Raw genomic sequence first — 16,330 nt, 5'->3', positions numbered from 1 at the left:
GTCCGATGAGTGTACTGTGAGTTCATGCGCACCATCACCAGCACCGAGGCGAAGGCCAAGCTGAACGCCGTGCTCGCCGAGGTCGAGCGGACGGGCAGTCCGATCACCGTCACCTCGCACGGCCGCGCGGTGGCGGTCATCTCGCCCGCGACTCCACGGACGCGCACGTTCGGACAGTTCCCCGGCCTCACAATCCCGGATGACTTCGATGAGCCGCTTCCCGATGAAGAGCTCGACGCTTGGGATTCCGCTTCGTGACCGCCGTACTGCTCGATACCAACGCTCTTCTGTGGCTGCTCAGGTCGCCTGAGCAGGTCGACCCACACGCCCTCGCCGTGGTCGAGGATCCCGGAAACGACCTGTTCGTCTCGGCCGCTTCCGCCTGGGAGATCTCGATCAAGACTCGCCTTGGTCGCCTCGACGGATCGGGAATCCTCTCGAGCTGGAAGGAGACGCTGGAGTCCATGGCGGCGCAGGAACTGGCGATGGACTCGGCGGACGCAACCCTGGCAGGGCAGCTCAATTGGGAGCATCGTGACCCGTTCGACCGCATGATCGTCGCCCAGGCCACGCGTCGTGGGTTGGCGATCGCGACCAGCGACCGCCTCATCAGGCAAGGTACCATGACACCGATCATCGCCACCAAGTAGCGCCTAGGGGCTGTGACCGGCCCCGTCAGGCCGCCGACGACAGGGCGGGCAGCAGCCCGCGCGCATCGGTGAGGATCTGCTCGTAGTCGCGCACGTCGAACTCGTACGGCAGTTCCAGGCGGAACTCGGTGACCGGCCCGGATTCCGGGGAGAACGCGGGGTCGGCGGCGAGCCGCTCGGCGATCTCCGCGATCGGCCCCACGAGGTCCTCGGCGAACAGGGTCCGCTTGTCGCCGTGCGGCGTCAGCGTGCGGTCGTAGCGCGACCGCGCGTACTCCCGGTAGCGCGCGACGGTAGCCCGGTCGGCGCTGTCCGTCGGCACGATCACCCGCCCGACGGCGACCCGCTTGCCGGCCCCGCCGGCGGATCGGAAGGCGTCGATGAGGGTGGCCTGGACCGTGCCGAAGTCATCGGAGTCGATGCCCGCGGCCGAGACGATGTTGCCGGTCAGCAGGTGCAGGCCGGCCTCACCGGTCCACCGCGACGAGCCGAGCGACGTTCCGCCGTACCAGGAGCGGTCCGCCAGGCCGGGGGTGTGCGGCTGCAGCCGGGGCCGCTGCACGTTCCCGGGAGACTCGATCCGCGCTTCCTCGTCGCCGAGGTACGCGCCGCGCAGGTGCTCGACGGTGCGCGCCACCCGCGCGTGGCCGAATTCGAAGGTGCGCCAGTCGCCCTCGAAGACGACGTCGGCGAGCAGGTCCGCGTGCGGCATCCCGGTGGAGAAGCCGGGCTGCACCCTGCCCCGGGACAGGGCGTCCGCGAGCGACAGGTCCTCGGCCAGGCGGAACGGGTTCTCGTAGCCGATCGGGATGACCGCGGTGCCCAACTCGATCGTCGACGTGCGCTGGGATGCCGCCCCGAGGAACACGGCCGCGGAGGAGATGCCGTGCTCCAGGTGGCGCTGGCGTACCCAGGCGCCGCGGTAGCCCAGGCCCTCGCCGAACGCGATGAGGCGCAGCGTGTCCTCGAGACCGGAGGCGGGATCGTCGTCGACGTAGTTGCCCGGCGTGAGGAAGGCGAGCGATTCGATCGCCATCGGTCAGAACCCCGCGGTCGGGTTGATCTCGGACTTCGGCAGCGCCGAGGACGGGACCTTCCACTTCTCGAACAGCTTCTGGTACTCGCCGCGGGCGATGAGCGTGTTGATCGCCTGCGAGATCGCGGGCGCGATGGGGGAGCCCTTGGCCGTCACGAAACCGACCACGGTGGTGGAGTACTCACCGAGGAACTTCGTGCCGGGCACCTTGTCCACCAGGTAGCGCAGCGACAGGGTCGGCCCGAAGTAGGCGTCCACCTTGTTGTTCTGCAGGCTGAGGATCACGGCGCCCTGGTCGTCGAGGTACTGGACGGTGTACGCGGGCTTGCCCTTCGACGTGCACTGGTCGACGCCCTTCTCCAGGATCTGCTGGAAGGTGGTGCCCGAGCCCGTGACGATCTTCTTGCCGCACAGGTCCTCCAGCGTCTTCACGCTCGTCAGACCGGAATTCGACGAGCCGACGAAGGACTGTCCGTCGTTGAGGTAGGTCGCGAAGTCGACGATCTCGAGGCGCGGCTTGGTCACGCCGAAGTTGCCCTGGCCCACCTGGTACCGGCCGTTCTGGACGCCCGGGATGATCGTGGAGAAGGTCCCGATCTCCTGCTTCCAGGTCACGCCGAGCGCCTTCGCGACGGCGTTGCGCAGGTCCACATCCAGGCCCACGGGGTTGCCGTCCGGCACCTCGCCGGCGTGCGGCAGGTTGTTGATGCCGGGCTGCCGGGTGAGCCCCAGCGTCAGCTCCTTCGTGCCCGCCGGCAGCAGAGCCTGCGCGGCCGGGTCGACGGCGACGGACGACACCACGTCCTGCGTGGGGATCGGGTAGCTCGAGCTCTCGGCCGCCGGATCGGACGAGCCGCCGCACGCCGAGAGGAGCGTGGCGGCGGCGATCAGGGGCAGGGCGAGCAGGGCGCGGCTGCGCATGGGGTCTCCTTGGACTCGGATCTAGCGGGGGATCAGCGCACGGCCGCGAGGAATTCGCGGGTGCGGGGGTGCTCGGCGTCGGCGAAGATCGCGTCGGGCCGGCCGGTCTCGACGATGCGGCCGTCGTCCATGAAGATCACGGTGTCGGCGACGTCGCGGGCGAAGCCGATCTCGTGGGTCACGACCACGAGGGTCAGGCCCGACTCGGCGAGATCCCGGATGACGGCCAGCACTTCGCCGACGAGCTCCGGATCGAGCGCCGAGGTGGGCTCGTCGAAGAGCACGACGTCGGGCCGCATGGCCAGGGTGCGGGCGATCGCGACGCGCTGTTGCTGTCCGCCCGAGAGCTGCGACGGGTACGCCTTCTCGCGGCCCGCGAGCCCGACCCGGGCGAGGAGCTCGCGCCCGCGCTCGGCGGCCTCGGCGGTGGAGACGCCGGTAGCGAGCTGGCCCTCGGTGAGGTTCTCCAGGACGGTGAAGTGCGGGAACAGGTTGAACTGCTGGAAGACCATGCCGATGCGGCGGCGCTGGCGTGCCACGTCCCGGGGGTGCAGCTCGCGCAGCACGGTGGCATTGCCGCGGTGGCCGGCCTCGCGGTAGCCGATCAGGTCGTCATTGACGCGGACGTAGCCCGCATCGGGGCGTTCCAGGTGGTTGATGCAGCGCAGCAGAGTCGACTTCCCGGACCCGGAGGGGCCGAGGATGATGGCGACCTCGCCCTGGGCGACGTCCAGGTCGACGCCGCGCAGCACCTCGGTGCCGCCGAAGGACTTCCGGAGCCCGCGGACCTCGATCGCGCTCATGCTCGGTCTCCCGCCGTGCGGACGGCGCGGGGGAGCCGCGGGCGCAGGCGGGCCGCGTCGGCGAGGACCTCGCGGAACGGTCGGGCGTCCCGTCGGCCCCGGTTGAAGCGGCGCTCGACGAAGTACTGGCCCACGGCCAGCACCGAGGTGATCACGATGTACCATATCGTCGCTACCAGGAGCAGCGGCATCACCTTGAAGTTCTGGTTGTAGACGAGCTGCACCGAGTACAGCAGGTCGGTCACTGCGATGACGCTGACCAGCGACGTCGACTTCAGCAGTCCGATCAGCAGGTTGCCGGACGCGGGGATGATCGCCGGCATCGCCTGGGGGAGGACGATGCGGCGGAAGATGCGCCGCGGGCTGAGCCCGAGTGACCGGGCGGCCTCCGTTTGCCCCGGATCCACCGAGACGAGGCCGCCACGCACGATCTCCGCGGCGAACGCGGCCACGTCGATGGTCAGCGCGATGAACGCCGCGACCAGGCCGCTGATCAGGTGCGTGGTGTTGAAGGTGACGAACTCCGGCCCGAATGGGATGCCCAGCGACAGTTGTGGGTACAGGGAGGCGAGCTGGAACCAGAAGAGCAGGAGCACGAGCGGGGGCACCGAGCGCACCAGCCAGACGAACACGAACGACACCGTCTGGAGTACCGGGCCGCCCCACAGCCGCATCGCCGCGAGCCCGATCCCGAGCACGAAGCCGGCGGCGAAGGTGACCGCCGTGAGCCACAGCGTGAGCCAGAGGCCCTTGAGCACCGCCTCCTGGGTGAAGTAGTGCGCGACCGTGGGCCATTCGAAGCGCTCATTGGTGAGAAGAGTGTGCACCACCATCGCGCCGAGGACGGCCACGACGGCGGCCGCGATCCACCGTCCGGGGCGGCGGCGCGGCACCAGGCGCACCGGTGCCGTGGAGGTGTCCGCCGGCGGGCCCTGTGCGGGCCGCGACGGGGAGAGGATCGTTGTCGCCATGATGTCCGACCGTAAGTCGTTGGCGCGCAGAGAAGAAGGTTTTCAATCGCCCTGACCGGATGCGGCGATCCCGGAATCGAAGGCGTAGCGGACGGCATGCGCACGGTCCCGGAGCTGCGCCTTCGCGAACAGATTGTTGATGTGCGTCTTGACCGTCGACTCGCTGACGAACAGCCGCGCGGCGATGTCGCGGTTGGTGAGGCCGTCCGCGATGAGCCGCAGCACCTCGGTCTCGCGGGGCGTCAGGTCGGCGGGCGCTACCGCCGGGGTCGACGGTGCCCGCCCGGCTCCGGAACCCCCGGTCGCCGACGCCAGGAGCCGCTGCTGCACCTGCGGATCGAGCACCGACTGTCCCGCGGCGGCCGCGGTGATCGCGGCGGCGATCTCCGCCCGCCCCGCGTTCTTGGTGAGGTAGCCGCGCGCGCCCGCCTGGAGCCCGCGGAGGATCGACTCCTCGTCGTCGAACGTGGTGAGCAGGACGACGGCGGTGTCCGGCGCGTCGGCGAGGACGCGCTCGGTGGCGCCGGCGCCGTCGAGGTTCGGCATCCGCAGGTCGGTGAGCAGTACGTCGGGGCGGTGCTCGCGGACCAGCGCGACCGCCTCGAGCCCGTCGGCGGCGGCCCCGACCACCGCGATCCCGGGCATCAGGTCGAGCATCGCGGCGAGCGCCTCGCGCACCGCGGCCTGATCGTCGGCGACCACCACTCGGATGTCGTTCACTCACAGCTCCTTGATCGGATCGGACGGGCGGGGCAGCACCAGGCGGACCGCCCAGCCGCCGTCGCCGGTCGGCCCGGCGTGCAGCGAGCCGCCGGCCTCGGCGGCGCGCTCACGCATGCCGATCAGCCCCATGCCGGAGCCGTGGACGGCGGTCGCGGTCCCGGCCCCGTTGGTGACGGTGAGCTCGGCACCGTCGGGCGCGGGGGAGAGGCGGACCACGACGGGCGCGCCGGCGGCGTACCGTCGGGCGTTCGTGATCGCCTCCTGGGCGATCCGCAGGACCGCCCGGGCCTGCAGGTCCGTCAGTTCGACCGGTTCGGTTTCGGCAGTCTCGTCGGGGCCGTCCGCGAGCGCGGCGAGCGTCGCGGGCAGGTCGACGGTGTCCTCCCGCAGCGCGTGGACGGCGCCGCGGGCCTCGGTGACCCCGTCCGCGATCGCGCCGCGGGCGCGCTGGACGGCGGCGCGGGCGTCGTCGGGCCGGTTCGCCTCCAGGAGGGCGTCGGCGAGCTCGAGCTGCATACCCGCCCCGGAGAGGGTGTGGGCGAGGACGTCGTGCAGGTCGCGGGCGATCCGGGCGCGTTCGGCGAGCGCGCTGCTGCGCGACTCGGACTCCGCGGTCAGCTTCGTCTGTTCCACGAGCTGTTCGAGGGCCCGCGTGCGTTCGCGTCGGCTGCGACCCGCGATGCCGGCCCACACTGTCGCGGTGACCGAGACGCCGATCCAGATCGCATTGAAGTCGGTGGGGCCGGTGAGCGACGCGGTCGCGGTGACGCTGGCCCCCGCGAGCACCGCGAGCGGGACCGAGATGCGCGCCGGGAACGCTGCGCCCAGGTGGACCGTCGAGATGTAGAGCAGGACGCCGAGCGCGCCGTTCGGTTGGAGCGCGAACAGGACGCCGGCGGCGACCACGGTCGCGGCCTCGGTCGCGACCCGCGCGGGCAGCGTGACCCGGTCCTCCGGAAGGCACCGGACGACGACGCCGGCCGCGGCGATCGTGAACAGGACGGCGGTCCACGGGCTGTCGCGGTGGAAGTCGAGGGTCGCGCCGGCGACCACGACGCCGGCCACCGCGATGACGAGCGTGATCCTCGTCCGCAACCCGTCCAGCACCTCGTCATGATGGCACGCGATCGTGCGCGGTGCTTCCGACCCGCCCGTCGTTCGACGGACCGGACGATTCGCGATGGCTAACATCGAGTGCATGCGCGTGACCCTGACCCTGGCGGCCCTCGCGCTCGTCTCCGCGGGTGCGTGGTTCGCCTTCCTCGGGTGGGACCACGAGTACTACGAGGTCGACGGAGTCGCGCAGGGCCCGTACCGGCCGTGGCAGGTGATCGCCTGCGGAACCGTGATCGTCCTCGCGTGCACCGCGGCGTTCGCGTATCTGCGGCGCGTCTGGCTGCTGGCGGTGATCCCCGTGGTCGCGGTCGTGGGGTTCGCGGTGCCGTGGGCGGCGTGGGCGTCGCGGGACGACACCGGCCTGTGGGTGGTGGGCCTGCTGTTCCTGCTGGTGGGCGGGACGATGGGGCTCACCGTCTGGTTGGCGGTGGGCCACGCCGTCGTGGAGACGGTGCGCGCGGTTCGGCGCGGACGGCGCGGTCCCGGAGTGGCGTCGGGGCCTCGGGCGTAGGCGGGTTACGCCGTGTCCGGCGCGAGTGGGAAAATGGCCCGCATGTCTACGTCATCGATGTCCAGTGCCGCCGCCGACCTGACGGTGCACTCGATTATCGATGCCCGCGCGCGGCTCGCCGGGGTGGTGTCGGTGAGTCCCCTCCAGCACTGCGAGCGGCTCTCCGCGCTGACCGGCGCCAAGGTCTACCTCAAGCGCGAGGACCTACAGGTGGTGCGGTCGTACAAGATCCGCGGCGCGTACAACCTGATGGCGCAGCTCACCGAGGCGGAGAAGGCGGCCGGCGTGGTCGCGGCCTCGGCCGGTAACCACGCGCAGGGCGTCGCGTTCGCGTGCCGCGCCATGGAGGTGCACGGCCGGATCTACGTGCCGACCACCACGCCGAAGCAGAAGCGGGACCGCATCCGCGCGCACGGCGGCCGGTACGTCGAGCTGATCGCGACCGGTGAGACCTACGACGCCGCGGCAGCCGCCGCCCAGGAGGACGTCGCGTCGACGGGCGCCACCTGGGTGCATGCCTTCGACGACCCGCGCACCACGTCCGGGCAGGGCACCATCGGCGTCGAGCTCGTCGAGCAGCTCGACGGGGTCGTTCCCGACGTGACCGTCATGCCCGTCGGCGGCGCCGGCTGCTTCGCCGGGGTGACGCGGTACCTGCGCTCGCAATCCCCGTCGGCGACGATCGTCGGCGCCGAGCCCGCGGGCGCACCGTCGCTGGCGCGTGCGCTCGAGGCCGGCGGGCCCATCGACCTGCCCACCATCGACCCCTTCGTCGACGGTGCCGCCGTCAAGCGGATCGGCTCCATCGGCTACGACGTCGCGGCGTCGGAGGGTGGGGTCGTGTGGCCCGCGCACGCCGTGCACGACGTCGCGGCCGGCGAGCTCGGGATCATCGAGGTCGACGAGGGCGCGATCTGCACCGCGATGCTGGACCTGTACCAGAACGAGGGCGTCATCGCGGAGCCCGCGGGCGCGCTGTCGGTGGCCGCGCTGGCGCAGCTGCGATTCGAGCCCGGCGCGACGGTGGTGTGCCTGCTCTCCGGCGGCAACAACGACGTCTCGCGCTACAACGAGGTGATCGAGCGGTCGCTGGTGCACCAGGGTCTCAAGCACTACTTCCTCGTCGCCTTCCCGCAGGAGCCCGGCGCGCTGCGCCGCTTCCTCGACGAGGTGCTCGGGCCCGACGACGACGTGACCCTCTTCGAGTACGTCAAGCGCAACAACCGCGATACCGGCGAGGCCCTCGTGGGCATCGAACTCGGGACCGCCGGCGATCTCGGCGCGCTGCTGGAGCGGATGGACTCCTCGCGCCTGCACTGCGAGCGGCTGGAGCCGGGCTCTCCGGCGTACCGCTACCTGACGTAACAGGCTCCAACCGGGCGAGTCTCACGCTCGTGGGGCACGGGGAGAATCTGTATCTGACCGGGATCACGTCCGGCAGTCAGGCGATGTTCTTCAAGGTCAACCGCTTCGGCGAGGACGCCTTCCTGAGGAAGCTCCAGCAGGTGCTCGCTCAGCTCTGACGGGCGCGGGCCGCGATCGTCAGGCGACCGAGACCGTGTGCTGCGCACGGTGCGCGGCCACGCGCTGCCGCAGGAAGTAGTTCTGCGCGTAGAGGGTGATGCCGATGAAGAGCATCGTCGTCACGCCGGCGAAGCCGCGGCCGGTGTGGTCGCCCATCGCGAGGGGCACAACGACGTCGACGCTCACGTGCAGGGCGATCGCGACGATCCACAGGCCGATGGTGGCGGCGGTGCCCTGGCGCAGGTATCGGCCGTCGGGGCCGGGGAAGACCTTCGTGGTCAATGCCCGCGGGTAAGCCAGCGCGACGGCGATGATCAGGCCCAGGACCGCGGCGACGACGTGGCCGGCGCCGACCTCACCACCGTTCGAGACGTACTGCACCGTCTGGACCAGGCCGACGGCGGCGAGGACGAGCGCGATGCGGGCGGTCTTGTCCTTGAGCGGACGGGCCTGCAACTGGCGGTAGAAGATCCAGCCGATGGCGAGGACGGCGATGACGGCGGTGGTCGCTGTGTTCATGGAAGATGACTCTGCCGCGATCCGGGCCGCGACGGATCGACCGACGGGTGGAGATCCGGGTGGAGACGTAGCCTCGACCCATGCAGATCAGCGAGACCCTGACGCCCGCCGTCGTCGACTTCCTCTCCGCCGGAACGCGCACCGGCCACCTCGCCTACCTCGCCGGGGACGGCCGCCCGCTCACCACGCCGGTCTGGTTCGTGATCGACGACGGTGCCCTCGTCTTCGCGACCGGGCGTGACACCCCGAAGGGGCGACTGCTGTCGAAAGATCCGAGGGTCGCGGTGTCCGTCGACCTGCAGGAGCCGCCCTACGCGTTCGCGCAGGTGCAGGGCGTCGCGGAGCTCGTCGACGACCCCGACTACCTGCTGCAGATCTGTACCGCATGCGGCGTTCGGTACATGGGCGCCGAGCGCGGCGCGGAGTTCGGCCGGCGCAACGCCGTCCCCGAGGAGATCGTCGTGCGGGTGCGCCCGACGCGCGTCCTGTTCAACGGCGACGTGACGGCCTAAGGCTCAGCCGAGCTCGTCGACGGCGCCCTTGATCAGCTCGAGGCTGCGTTTGCGCTCCGGGAGGCCGGGGATCATGCCGGAGATCATCAGTTCCTGCGGCTGGGTGCGGGTGAGCAGCTCACGGAGCTCGTCGCGGACCGTCTCCTGCGAGCCGACGATCCACGCGGACGTGGTCGGGGCGATCGCGTGCTCCTGCTCGGGCGTGAGAGGCTGCGCGGCGGCCTGCTCGTAGGTCAGCATCCGGCCGGGATTTCCGGTGCGCACCCGGTACATCGACGCCTTCGCCGGCCCGGCGATGCGCTGCGCCTCCTCGTCGGTGTCAGCCGCCACGACGGTGACCGTCAGCATCGCGTTGGGGGCGTCGAGGTCGCCCGGACGGAAGGTCTCGCGGTACTCGGCGAGCGCGGGCAGCGTGGCCTGCGGCGCGAAGTGCCGGGCGAAGGCGAAGGGCAGGCCCAGCAGGCCGGCGAGCTTCGCGCTGAACGTCGACGAGCCGAGCAGCCACATCTGGGGATTCGAGCCGACGCCCGGCGTCGCGGTAATCGCCACGTACGGGTGGTCGGCGGGGAAGTCGTCGCGCAGGAACGCGCGGAGATGGGCGAGTGCCTGGGGGAAGTCGTCGACGGACTCGCTGACCTTGCCGCCGCGCAGCGCATGGGCGGTGAGCTGGTCCGTACCCGGCGCGCGGCCGATACCGAGGTCGATGCGGTCGGGGAACAGCGCGTCGAGCGTGCCGAACTGCTCGGCCACGACGAGCGGCTGGTGGTTCGGCAGCATGACGCCGCCGGAACCCACGCGGATCTTCTCGGTGGCAGCGGCGATCTGACCGATCAGCACCGCGGGGGCGGAGCTGGCGATGCCCGGCATCGAGTGGTGCTCGGCGACCCAGACCCGCTCGTAGCCGAGGCGTTCGGCCTCCTGCGCGGTCGCGATGGTGTCACGGAGGGCGTCGCCGAAGGACGCACCGTCGACGACGGGGGCGAGCTCGAGCAGGGACAGGCGAGGGCGGGGGAAGGGTGCTTCGGTCACAGAAGAGACAACCGGGGGCGGTCCGGAAATCATCCCGGACCGCCCCCGTCGACGTTGTGGCGGTTGCTACACGAGCTCGCGCAGCGCCTCGATCTGCTTCACCCGGCCGGCCGCGTCCTCCGCGATCGGCACGACGTTGAGCACGGTCGCGCCGGCCTCCTCGAACGCGGCGACCCGCTCCTTGACGTAGCCCTTCGGTCCGATGAGCGAGACGCTGCGGGCCAGCTCATCCGGCACCGCCTCCACCGCGGCCGCCTTGTCGCCGGCCAGGTACAGCTCCTGGATCCGGTCGGCCTCGGCGCCGTAGCCGTAGTTGGTGGCCAGCGTGTGATAGAAGTTCTTGCCCTTGGCGCCCATGCCGCCGATGTACAGCGCGAGGTGCGGCTTGACGAAGCCGAGCAGGTGGTCGACGTTCTCGCCGATCGCCAGCGCGGGCCCGGCGTAGACGTCGAGCTCGCCCAGTGCGGGATCGCGCTTGGCCTTGCCCTCGGCGACCGCGTCGCCCCACACGTCCTTGGCCTTCTCCGGCAGGAAGAAGATCGGCTGCCAGCCCTCGGCGACCTCGGCGGCCAGCGCCACGTTCTTCTGGCCCAGCGCGGCGAGCAGCACCGGGATGCGCTCGCGCACCGGGTGATTGATCAGCTTGAGCGGCTTGCCCAGCCCGGTGCCGCCGTCCTCCTGGGTGAGCGGCATCGTGTAGAACTTGCCGCGGTGTTCCAGCCGCTCGCGGCGCCACACCTTGCGGCAGATCTCGATGATCTCGCGAGTGCGGCCGATCGGCGCGTCGTACTTCACGCCGTGGAAGCCCTCGATCACCTGCGGGCCCGAGGCTCCCAGGCCCAGGATGAACCGGCCGTCGGACACGTTGTCCAGGCCCGCCGCCGTCATCGCGGTGAGCGTGGGCGTGCGGGTGTAGATCTGCAGGATGCCGGACGCCAACTGCACGCGCTCCGTCTTTGCTGCGAGGTAGCCCAGCGCGCTGACCGCGTCGAACGAGTACGCCTCGGGGACGAAGACGATGTCCAGCCCCGCCCGCTCCAGGTCGAGGACCTCGTCGGCCGTGGCCTTGAACCCGTCCGTGTAGTTGATGCCCAATCCGATTCGCATAAGCGTTAGGTTCTCACAAAGCAACCGCTTAGCGACAGGGTGCCCGCGGATTGTGGTCAGGTACCGCGGCGGAGCACGACGAAGGAGTGGCCCGGCACCGTCGTCGCGCCGTCCCCGACCGACGGTGCCTCCCAGGACAGCACCGGTGAGCCGCCGAACGGCGCCGTGACGGGCGCCGAGGTGAAGTTCACGACGAGCGTCAGGTCGCCCCGGTGCACGGCGAACCAGGTGGCCTCGCCCGGATGATCGCAGGCGATCGCGCGCAGGTCGTCGCCGGCGAGCGCCGGGTCGCGGCGCAGCGCGATGAGATCGCGGTACACGCCCAACAGCCGCGCGTGGCCGGGCCGCGCGGGCTCCGACCAGTCGAGATGCGAGGCGGCGAAGGTCGCCGGATCCTGCGGGTCGGGCACGTCGCCCGGCGGCCACCCGTGCTCCGCGAACTCCGCCTTTCGACCCTCCGCGGTGGCGCGGGCCAGCTCCGGCTCGGGGTGGCTGGTGAAGAAGCGGAAGGGAGTCCGGGCGCCCCACTCCTCGCCCATGAACAGCATCGGCGTGAACGGGGAGAACAGGACCAGCGCGGCCTTCGCCGCCAGCTGGCCGTCGGTCAGGTACTCCGACGGGCGGTCGCCCCGCGCGCGGTTGCCCACCTGGTCGTGCGTGCAGGTGTAGGCCAGGAGCTGCGACGGGGCCACCCGCCCGGGGTCGATCTTCGTGCCGTGGATCCGGTCGCGGAACGAGCTGTACGTGCCGGCGTGGAAGAAGCCCTCGGTGAGCACCGTCGTCAGGCACTCGGGGCTGCCGAAGTCGGCGTAGTAGCCCTGCCGCTCGCCGGAGACGATGGCGTGGATCGCGTGGTGCACGTCGTCGTTCCACTGCGCCGCGAGCCCGTAGCCGCCCAGATCGGCGGGCGTGACCAGGCGCGGATCGTTGAGGTCGGACTCCGCGACGAGGGCCAGCGGTCGGCCGAGCTCCGCGGACAGCTCTGCGGCGAGCGCGGCGGCATCCTGCAGGAGGTGCCGATCGGAGTGGTCGACGAGGGCGTGCACCGCATCGAGGCGGAGCCCGTCGGCACCGTAGCGGCGCAGCCACCACGCGATGTCGTCGAGGATGAAGCGCCGGACCTCCGCGCTGCCCTCGCCCGACAGGTTGACGGTGCGGCCCCAGGTGTTCGCGCCGTCGGTCTCGTACGGGCCGAAGCGCCCGAGGTAGTTGCCCGACGGGCCGAGGTGGTTGTGCACCACGTCGAGCAGCACGCCGAGGCCGAGATCGTGTGCGGCCGCGACGAACCGCTCCAGGCCCGACGGTCCGCCGTACGGCTCGTGCACCGCGAACCAGCCGACACCGTCGTAGCCCCAGCCGTGCTGGCCGTTGAACGCGTTGACCGGCATGACCTGCACGAAGCCGACGCCCAGGTCCCGCAGGTGCGGCAGCCGTTCGATGGCCGCGTCGAACGTGCCCTCGGGGGTGAAGGTGCCGATGTGCAGCTCGTAGACGACTGCGCCGCGCAGCTCGCGGCCCGCCCACCGCGGGCCATCGGCCTCCGGTATCAGCGCAGACGGTTCGTGCACCCCGTCGGGCTGGCGGGGCGACCGCGGATCGGGGAGCACGGTCTCGTCGTCATCGAGGAGGAAGCCGTACCGCGCGCCGGGCGCGGCCGACGTGGTGGCCCGCCACCAGTCGTCCGCGTCGCGGCGCATCGCGTGCACGGCACCGTCGAGCCAGAGGCGGACCCGCCGCGGGCGCGGCGCCCACACCTCGAAGGCGTGGTCGGCTGCGGCGGCGGGCGAGGTGGGCATAGGTCCGCAACGATAGCGTCAATGCAGGCTCTCCCACTCCGTGGTGCGGGCGCGGTGCCGCTCGATCGCCGCGAGCGCCGACTCCGCCGTCTCGTGCCGGCCCCCGGTGATGCACCCGATGGCGCGGTAGTCGTGCTGATCGAGGGAACGGAACCGCCACACCTCGTCCAGGGAATGGGTGCACACGTGCGTGGTGAGCGTGACCACCGCCGGTTCCCCGAGGCACGCGCTCGCGTCCTCCGCGAAGACCTCCGCGAACGTGCGTTCGCCGAGCCGGACGTACAGTGTGTCGCTCATCGGCACCTCGCTGAGCACCGTGCGGTCACCGGCGAGGATCAGCCGATCATGGATGTCGGCGGTGAGCTCCCAGGCCGACGCCATGCCGGCGCACCGGATCAGCAGGTGCGCGACCTCCTCCGCATCCTCGAGCAGTCCCAGGATGGAGTTGCGGCCCTCCCGCTGGGCCCGCACCTCGATGGCGCCGCCGGGCACCATCTGCGCGGTGAGGCGCGACGTGCCGGAGACCGTGACCAGACGCCCGGTGGGCAGTAGGTCGGCTGCCAGGCCGTGGTCGCGCAGCGATTCGGCCACGCGCGCCAGCGAGGACGCGCGGATGCGGTTGCCGCTGACACCGGTGCGCGCGGTGGCGGACTGGGCGAGTGCCGTGGAGACCGGCCGCGGGGTTTCGCTGTTCATGCCCCGAGTGTGCTCGGACCCACTGACAAGTTTTCTAATCGCGCACCAGGAGCGCGACAGGATGTTCGAGGAAGAGCTCGGCGAGGTGCACCCGACCTGTGACGAACTGCCCTGTCAGGCGGTCCGTCCACGCCGACTCGCCGAGGTCCACCCGCGTGTCGCGCCAGCCCCCGGAGCGTTCCAGGCCTAGGGAGCGCCGCGTCGCGAGCGCGGCGACATCGGGGACCCCACCGTCCGGCCCGCGGCGGAAGCCGACCAGGTGATCCGCGGCGGGCCCGTCGGCGAGAACGGGGGAGTAGGTGCCCCCGACGAAACTGTCCGGGCGCTCGCGCCGCAGCCGCAGCGCGGCGCGGACGAGCCGCTGCTTGGGGTGGGCGTCGTCGGTGGCCTCCCAGTCGACGGGGCGCCGGTTGTCCGGGTCGACGAGCGAGTCCTCCCACCGTTCCGTGCCCTGGTAGACGTCCGGTACGCCCGGTCCGGCGAGCTGCAGGAGCTTCTGCGCGAGCGCGTCCGACCGGCCGTGCGGAGCGAGCGCGTCGGCGAGGTCCGTCATCGTTGCGCCGGCGGCACCGTCGAACAACGCGTCGAGGAAGGCGTGCCCGGCCGCCTCGAAGGCACCGTCGGGCGCGGTCCACGACGTGCCGATCCGCCCCTCCCGCATCGCCTTCTCGGCGTACGCGTGCAGGCGCGCCCGCAGCGCGTCGGTGATCGCGCCGTCCTCCGGCCAGACCCCGAACGCGGTCTGCAGGAGGAACAGGCCCGTCATCGGATCGGGCGGTGAGGGGAGCAGGGGCATCGAGCGGTCGACGAACGCCGCCCAGTCGTCCGGGCACTGGCTCAGCACGCCGATCCGGGCACGCACGTCCTCGCCGCGCTTGGTGTCGTGGGTCGAGAGCGTCGTCATCGCCGCGGGCCACTCCGCGGCGCGGCGGGCGAGGGCCGGGTGCGGATCGCTCGGCCCGATGTCCGACGGTGCGCCGCCCACCTCCTGCAGCGAGATCAGGCGCGCGGAGCGGTAGAAGGCGGTGTCCTCGAGCGACTTCGCCGTCAGTGCGCCGGTGAGCTGCGCGAAGCGGGCCGCGCTCTCCGCGCCGCGGTCGATCGCCGTGGCCACCGCCTCGATCGCCCGATGCTCGGCCGAGGTCTCGGGTCCGGCGGCGCCGAGAAGACGCGACCGGACGGCCTCGGCCTGCGGGCTGAGCACGGGGTAGTCGTCGCGGTAGTAGGGGATCTCGTTCATCCAGAACAGGGCGGCGTCGGCGAGGTTGTCGATCGGGACGGCCGTCCCGGTTTCGACGCGAATCGCCCGGGCCAGGCGCAGGAATTCCGGGCGCAGGTCCCGGGCCGCCAGCTCGTCCCGGAGACGGAGCGTCGCGCCCGAGTTCCAGCGGACGGCACCGTCGTCCCCGGTCCAGCACTCGTGGAGCGCGCTCAGGCCCGGCGCCCCGGCCGGGGCGAGCAGCGCATGACCCAGCTCCCGGAGCGCGTCGTAGCCCGTGGTGCCCGCGACCGGGAGGATCGGGTCGAGGGGTTCGTCCGACTCCAGGATCTTCTCGATCACGATCCACGCGCCGGGGCCTGCGAGCTCGCGCAGCCTCCGCAGGTAGCGGACCGGATCGGCCAGCCCGTCGGGGTGGTCGACGCGCAGGCCGTCGGCGATGCCGTCCGCGAACCAGGAACCGATCTCGGTGTGCGTCGCGGCGAAGACCTCGGGATCCTCGACGCGGACCGCGGCCAGGTCGTCGACCGTGAAGAAGCGACGGTAGGACCGGATCGGGGCGTCCCACGGGACCAGCCGGTAGGGCTGCGCGTAATGGACCCGCTCGGGGTCGCCGCCGCCGACCTCGCGGCCGACCGGGAAGACCCGATCGTGGTAGCGCAGCACCGGCTCGGGACCCGACCGGTCGACGGTGAGCGCCGCGGCGTCGGCCTCGGAGCCGAGGACGGGGAGGGCGAGCTTGCCGCCGGCGCCGTTGCGCGGGTCCCAGTCGATGTCGAAGTAGTGCGCGAACGCAGACTTCCGGCCGTTCTTGAGCACGTCCCACCACCACGGGTTCTGTTCCGGGCGCGCCACTCCGAGGTGGTTGGGGACGATGTCGATCACGAGCCCGAGGCCGTCCACATGGGCCGCGTCGGCGAGCTTCTCCAGGCCCTTGCGCCCGCCGAGCTCCGCGCGGACCGTCGTCGGATCGGTGACGTCGTAGCCGTGCGTGGAGCCGCGGACGGCCTCGAGCACGGGGGAGAGGTAGAGGTGCGTCACGCCGAGATCGGCCAGGTAGGGCACGCGGCGGGCGGCGTCGCCGAAGGTGAACGACGGGCCCAGCTGGAGGCGGTAGGTCGCGCCGACGGGGCGCGGGACGCCGGAAGCCATGCGCCGATCATGCCACCAGCGGCGCCCTCCGCCGGGCCGCAACAC

18 protein-coding genes are annotated in these 16,330 nt (G+C 71.6%); 6 read left to right on the top strand and 12 right to left on the bottom strand.

The features are described 5' to 3' along the window. The first annotated feature begins 24 nt into the window (after window positions 1-24). Window positions 25-258, top strand: a complete 234-nt coding sequence (locus tag ACM9LD_RS08960) for a type II toxin-antitoxin system Phd/YefM family antitoxin (RefSeq protein WP_415676328.1) — start codon at window positions 25-27, stop codon at window positions 256-258. Further along, complete coding sequence (locus tag ACM9LD_RS08955; protein WP_415676327.1) at window positions 255-650, top strand: type II toxin-antitoxin system VapC family toxin; 396 nt, start codon at window positions 255-257, stop codon at window positions 648-650. Before ACM9LD_RS08960 ends, ACM9LD_RS08955 begins: the two co-directional genes overlap by 4 nt. A 25-nt stretch (window positions 651-675) precedes the next feature. Here ACM9LD_RS08955 and ACM9LD_RS08950 read toward each other — a convergent pair whose 3' ends face one another. From ACM9LD_RS08950 to ACM9LD_RS08925, 6 genes are read right to left on the bottom strand one after another with little or no spacing between them, the layout of a single operon-like run. After that, entirely contained in the window at window positions 676-1,686 is a 1,011-nt protein-coding gene (locus ACM9LD_RS08950; protein WP_415676326.1) for an LLM class flavin-dependent oxidoreductase, read from the bottom strand. A gap of 3 nt (window positions 1,687-1,689) precedes the next feature. Next, window positions 1,690-2,607, bottom strand: a complete 918-nt coding sequence (locus ACM9LD_RS08945; RefSeq protein ID WP_415676325.1) for an ABC transporter substrate-binding protein — start codon at window positions 2,605-2,607, stop codon at window positions 1,690-1,692. Between the two features lie 32 nt (window positions 2,608-2,639). Continuing rightward, window positions 2,640-3,410, bottom strand: coding sequence for an amino acid ABC transporter ATP-binding protein (locus ACM9LD_RS08940; RefSeq protein WP_415676324.1), 771 nt, complete (start codon window positions 3,408-3,410; stop codon window positions 2,640-2,642). Continuing rightward, window positions 3,407-4,381, bottom strand: a complete 975-nt coding sequence (locus ACM9LD_RS08935; protein WP_415676323.1) for an amino acid ABC transporter permease — start codon at window positions 4,379-4,381, stop codon at window positions 3,407-3,409. The genes ACM9LD_RS08940 and ACM9LD_RS08935 overlap by 4 nt, the downstream gene beginning before the upstream one ends. Before the next feature lie 42 nt (window positions 4,382-4,423). Beyond that, window positions 4,424-5,101 (bottom strand): response regulator, encoded by a 678-nt coding sequence (locus tag ACM9LD_RS08930; protein WP_415676322.1) that lies wholly within the window; start codon window positions 5,099-5,101, stop codon window positions 4,424-4,426. After that, window positions 5,102-6,211, bottom strand: coding sequence for a sensor histidine kinase (locus tag ACM9LD_RS08925; RefSeq protein WP_415676321.1), 1,110 nt, complete (start codon window positions 6,209-6,211; stop codon window positions 5,102-5,104). 73 nt (window positions 6,212-6,284) lie between these two features. On the opposite strand from ACM9LD_RS08925, the gene ACM9LD_RS08920 reads away from it, so the two are divergent. From ACM9LD_RS08920 to ACM9LD_RS08910, 3 genes are read left to right on the top strand one after another with little or no spacing between them, the layout of a single operon-like run. Continuing rightward, entirely contained in the window at window positions 6,285-6,731 is a 447-nt protein-coding gene (locus tag ACM9LD_RS08920; RefSeq protein WP_415676320.1) for a hypothetical protein, read from the top strand. Window positions 6,732-6,773: 42 nt separating this feature from the next. Continuing rightward, complete coding sequence (gene ilvA / locus ACM9LD_RS08915) at window positions 6,774-8,096, top strand: threonine ammonia-lyase IlvA (protein WP_415676319.1); 1,323 nt, start codon at window positions 6,774-6,776, stop codon at window positions 8,094-8,096. 29 nt (window positions 8,097-8,125) lie between these two features. Beyond that, window positions 8,126-8,254 (top strand): DUF6054 family protein, encoded by a 129-nt coding sequence (locus ACM9LD_RS08910; protein ID WP_415676318.1) that lies wholly within the window; start codon window positions 8,126-8,128, stop codon window positions 8,252-8,254. A 19-nt stretch (window positions 8,255-8,273) separates the two neighbouring features. Here the strand turns inward: ACM9LD_RS08910 and ACM9LD_RS08905 are convergent, their stop codons facing one another. Next, entirely contained in the window at window positions 8,274-8,774 is a 501-nt protein-coding gene (locus tag ACM9LD_RS08905) for a hypothetical protein (RefSeq protein ID WP_415676317.1), read from the bottom strand. An 80-nt stretch (window positions 8,775-8,854) separates the two neighbouring features. On the opposite strand from ACM9LD_RS08905, the gene ACM9LD_RS08900 reads away from it, so the two are divergent. After that, window positions 8,855-9,286, top strand: a complete 432-nt coding sequence (locus ACM9LD_RS08900) for a PPOX class F420-dependent oxidoreductase (RefSeq protein WP_415676316.1) — start codon at window positions 8,855-8,857, stop codon at window positions 9,284-9,286. 3 nt (window positions 9,287-9,289) lie between these two features. Here ACM9LD_RS08900 and ACM9LD_RS08895 read toward each other — a convergent pair whose 3' ends face one another. The 5 genes from ACM9LD_RS08895 to treY all read right to left on the bottom strand — a co-directional run bounded on the left by ACM9LD_RS08895 (window position 9,290) and on the right by treY (window position 16,285). Then, a complete protein-coding gene (locus ACM9LD_RS08895) occupies window positions 9,290-10,315 on the bottom strand; it encodes an LLM class flavin-dependent oxidoreductase (protein ID WP_415676315.1) in 1,026 nt (341 codons plus the stop codon). A gap of 66 nt (window positions 10,316-10,381) precedes the next feature. Then, window positions 10,382-11,422, bottom strand: a complete 1,041-nt coding sequence (locus ACM9LD_RS08890; protein ID WP_336670396.1) for an LLM class F420-dependent oxidoreductase — start codon at window positions 11,420-11,422, stop codon at window positions 10,382-10,384. A 56-nt stretch (window positions 11,423-11,478) separates the two neighbouring features. Beyond that, the gene (treZ, locus tag ACM9LD_RS08885; RefSeq protein ID WP_415676314.1) at window positions 11,479-13,218 is read right to left on the bottom strand and encodes a malto-oligosyltrehalose trehalohydrolase; all 1,740 of its coding nucleotides are present in this window, start codon (window positions 13,216-13,218) and stop codon (window positions 11,479-11,481) included. Window positions 13,219-13,236: 18 nt separating this feature from the next. After that, window positions 13,237-13,914, bottom strand: coding sequence for a hypothetical protein (locus ACM9LD_RS08880; protein WP_415676313.1), 678 nt, complete (start codon window positions 13,912-13,914; stop codon window positions 13,237-13,239). A gap of 34 nt (window positions 13,915-13,948) precedes the next feature. After that, window positions 13,949-16,285, bottom strand: a complete 2,337-nt coding sequence (gene treY, locus ACM9LD_RS08875) for a malto-oligosyltrehalose synthase (RefSeq protein ID WP_415676312.1) — start codon at window positions 16,283-16,285, stop codon at window positions 13,949-13,951. Window positions 16,286-16,330: the final 45 nt, after the last annotated feature.

Origin of the sequence: Tsukamurella hominis (assembly GCF_965137015.1) — a bacterium.
In the GTDB taxonomy this organism is placed as follows: Bacteria; Actinomycetota; Actinomycetes; order Mycobacteriales; family Mycobacteriaceae; genus Tsukamurella; species Tsukamurella hominis.
Note: the sequence above shows the minus strand (reverse complement) of the source record. Positions and strands in the feature narration are given on the sequence as shown.

Excerpts from the sequence above, each read along its gene's own strand:
- ACM9LD_RS08960 (WP_415676328.1), top strand. The coding sequence starts at position 25 with ATGCGCACCATCACCAGCACCGAGGCGAAGGCCAAGCTGAACGCCGTG.
- ACM9LD_RS08950 (WP_415676326.1), bottom strand. The coding sequence starts at position 1,686 with ATGGCGATCGAATCGCTCGCCTTCCTCACGCCGGGCAACTACGTCGAC.
- ACM9LD_RS08945 (WP_415676325.1), bottom strand. The coding sequence starts at position 2,607 with ATGCGCAGCCGCGCCCTGCTCGCCCTGCCCCTGATCGCCGCCGCCACG.
- ACM9LD_RS08940 (WP_415676324.1), bottom strand. The coding sequence starts at position 3,410 with ATGAGCGCGATCGAGGTCCGCGGGCTCCGGAAGTCCTTCGGCGGCACC.
- ACM9LD_RS08935 (WP_415676323.1), bottom strand. The coding sequence starts at position 4,381 with ATGGCGACAACGATCCTCTCCCCGTCGCGGCCCGCACAGGGCCCGCCG.
- ACM9LD_RS08920 (WP_415676320.1), top strand. The coding sequence starts at position 6,285 with ATGGCTAACATCGAGTGCATGCGCGTGACCCTGACCCTGGCGGCCCTC.
- ilvA (WP_415676319.1), top strand. The coding sequence starts at position 6,774 with ATGTCTACGTCATCGATGTCCAGTGCCGCCGCCGACCTGACGGTGCAC.
- ACM9LD_RS08905 (WP_415676317.1), bottom strand. The coding sequence starts at position 8,774 with ATGAACACAGCGACCACCGCCGTCATCGCCGTCCTCGCCATCGGCTGG.
- ACM9LD_RS08900 (WP_415676316.1), top strand. The coding sequence starts at position 8,855 with ATGCAGATCAGCGAGACCCTGACGCCCGCCGTCGTCGACTTCCTCTCC.
- ACM9LD_RS08890 (WP_336670396.1), bottom strand. The coding sequence starts at position 11,422 with ATGCGAATCGGATTGGGCATCAACTACACGGACGGGTTCAAGGCCACG.
- treZ (WP_415676314.1), bottom strand. The coding sequence starts at position 13,218 with ATGCCCACCTCGCCCGCCGCCGCAGCCGACCACGCCTTCGAGGTGTGG.
- ACM9LD_RS08880 (WP_415676313.1), bottom strand. The coding sequence starts at position 13,914 with ATGAACAGCGAAACCCCGCGGCCGGTCTCCACGGCACTCGCCCAGTCC.
- treY (WP_415676312.1), bottom strand. The coding sequence starts at position 16,285 with ATGGCTTCCGGCGTCCCGCGCCCCGTCGGCGCGACCTACCGCCTCCAG.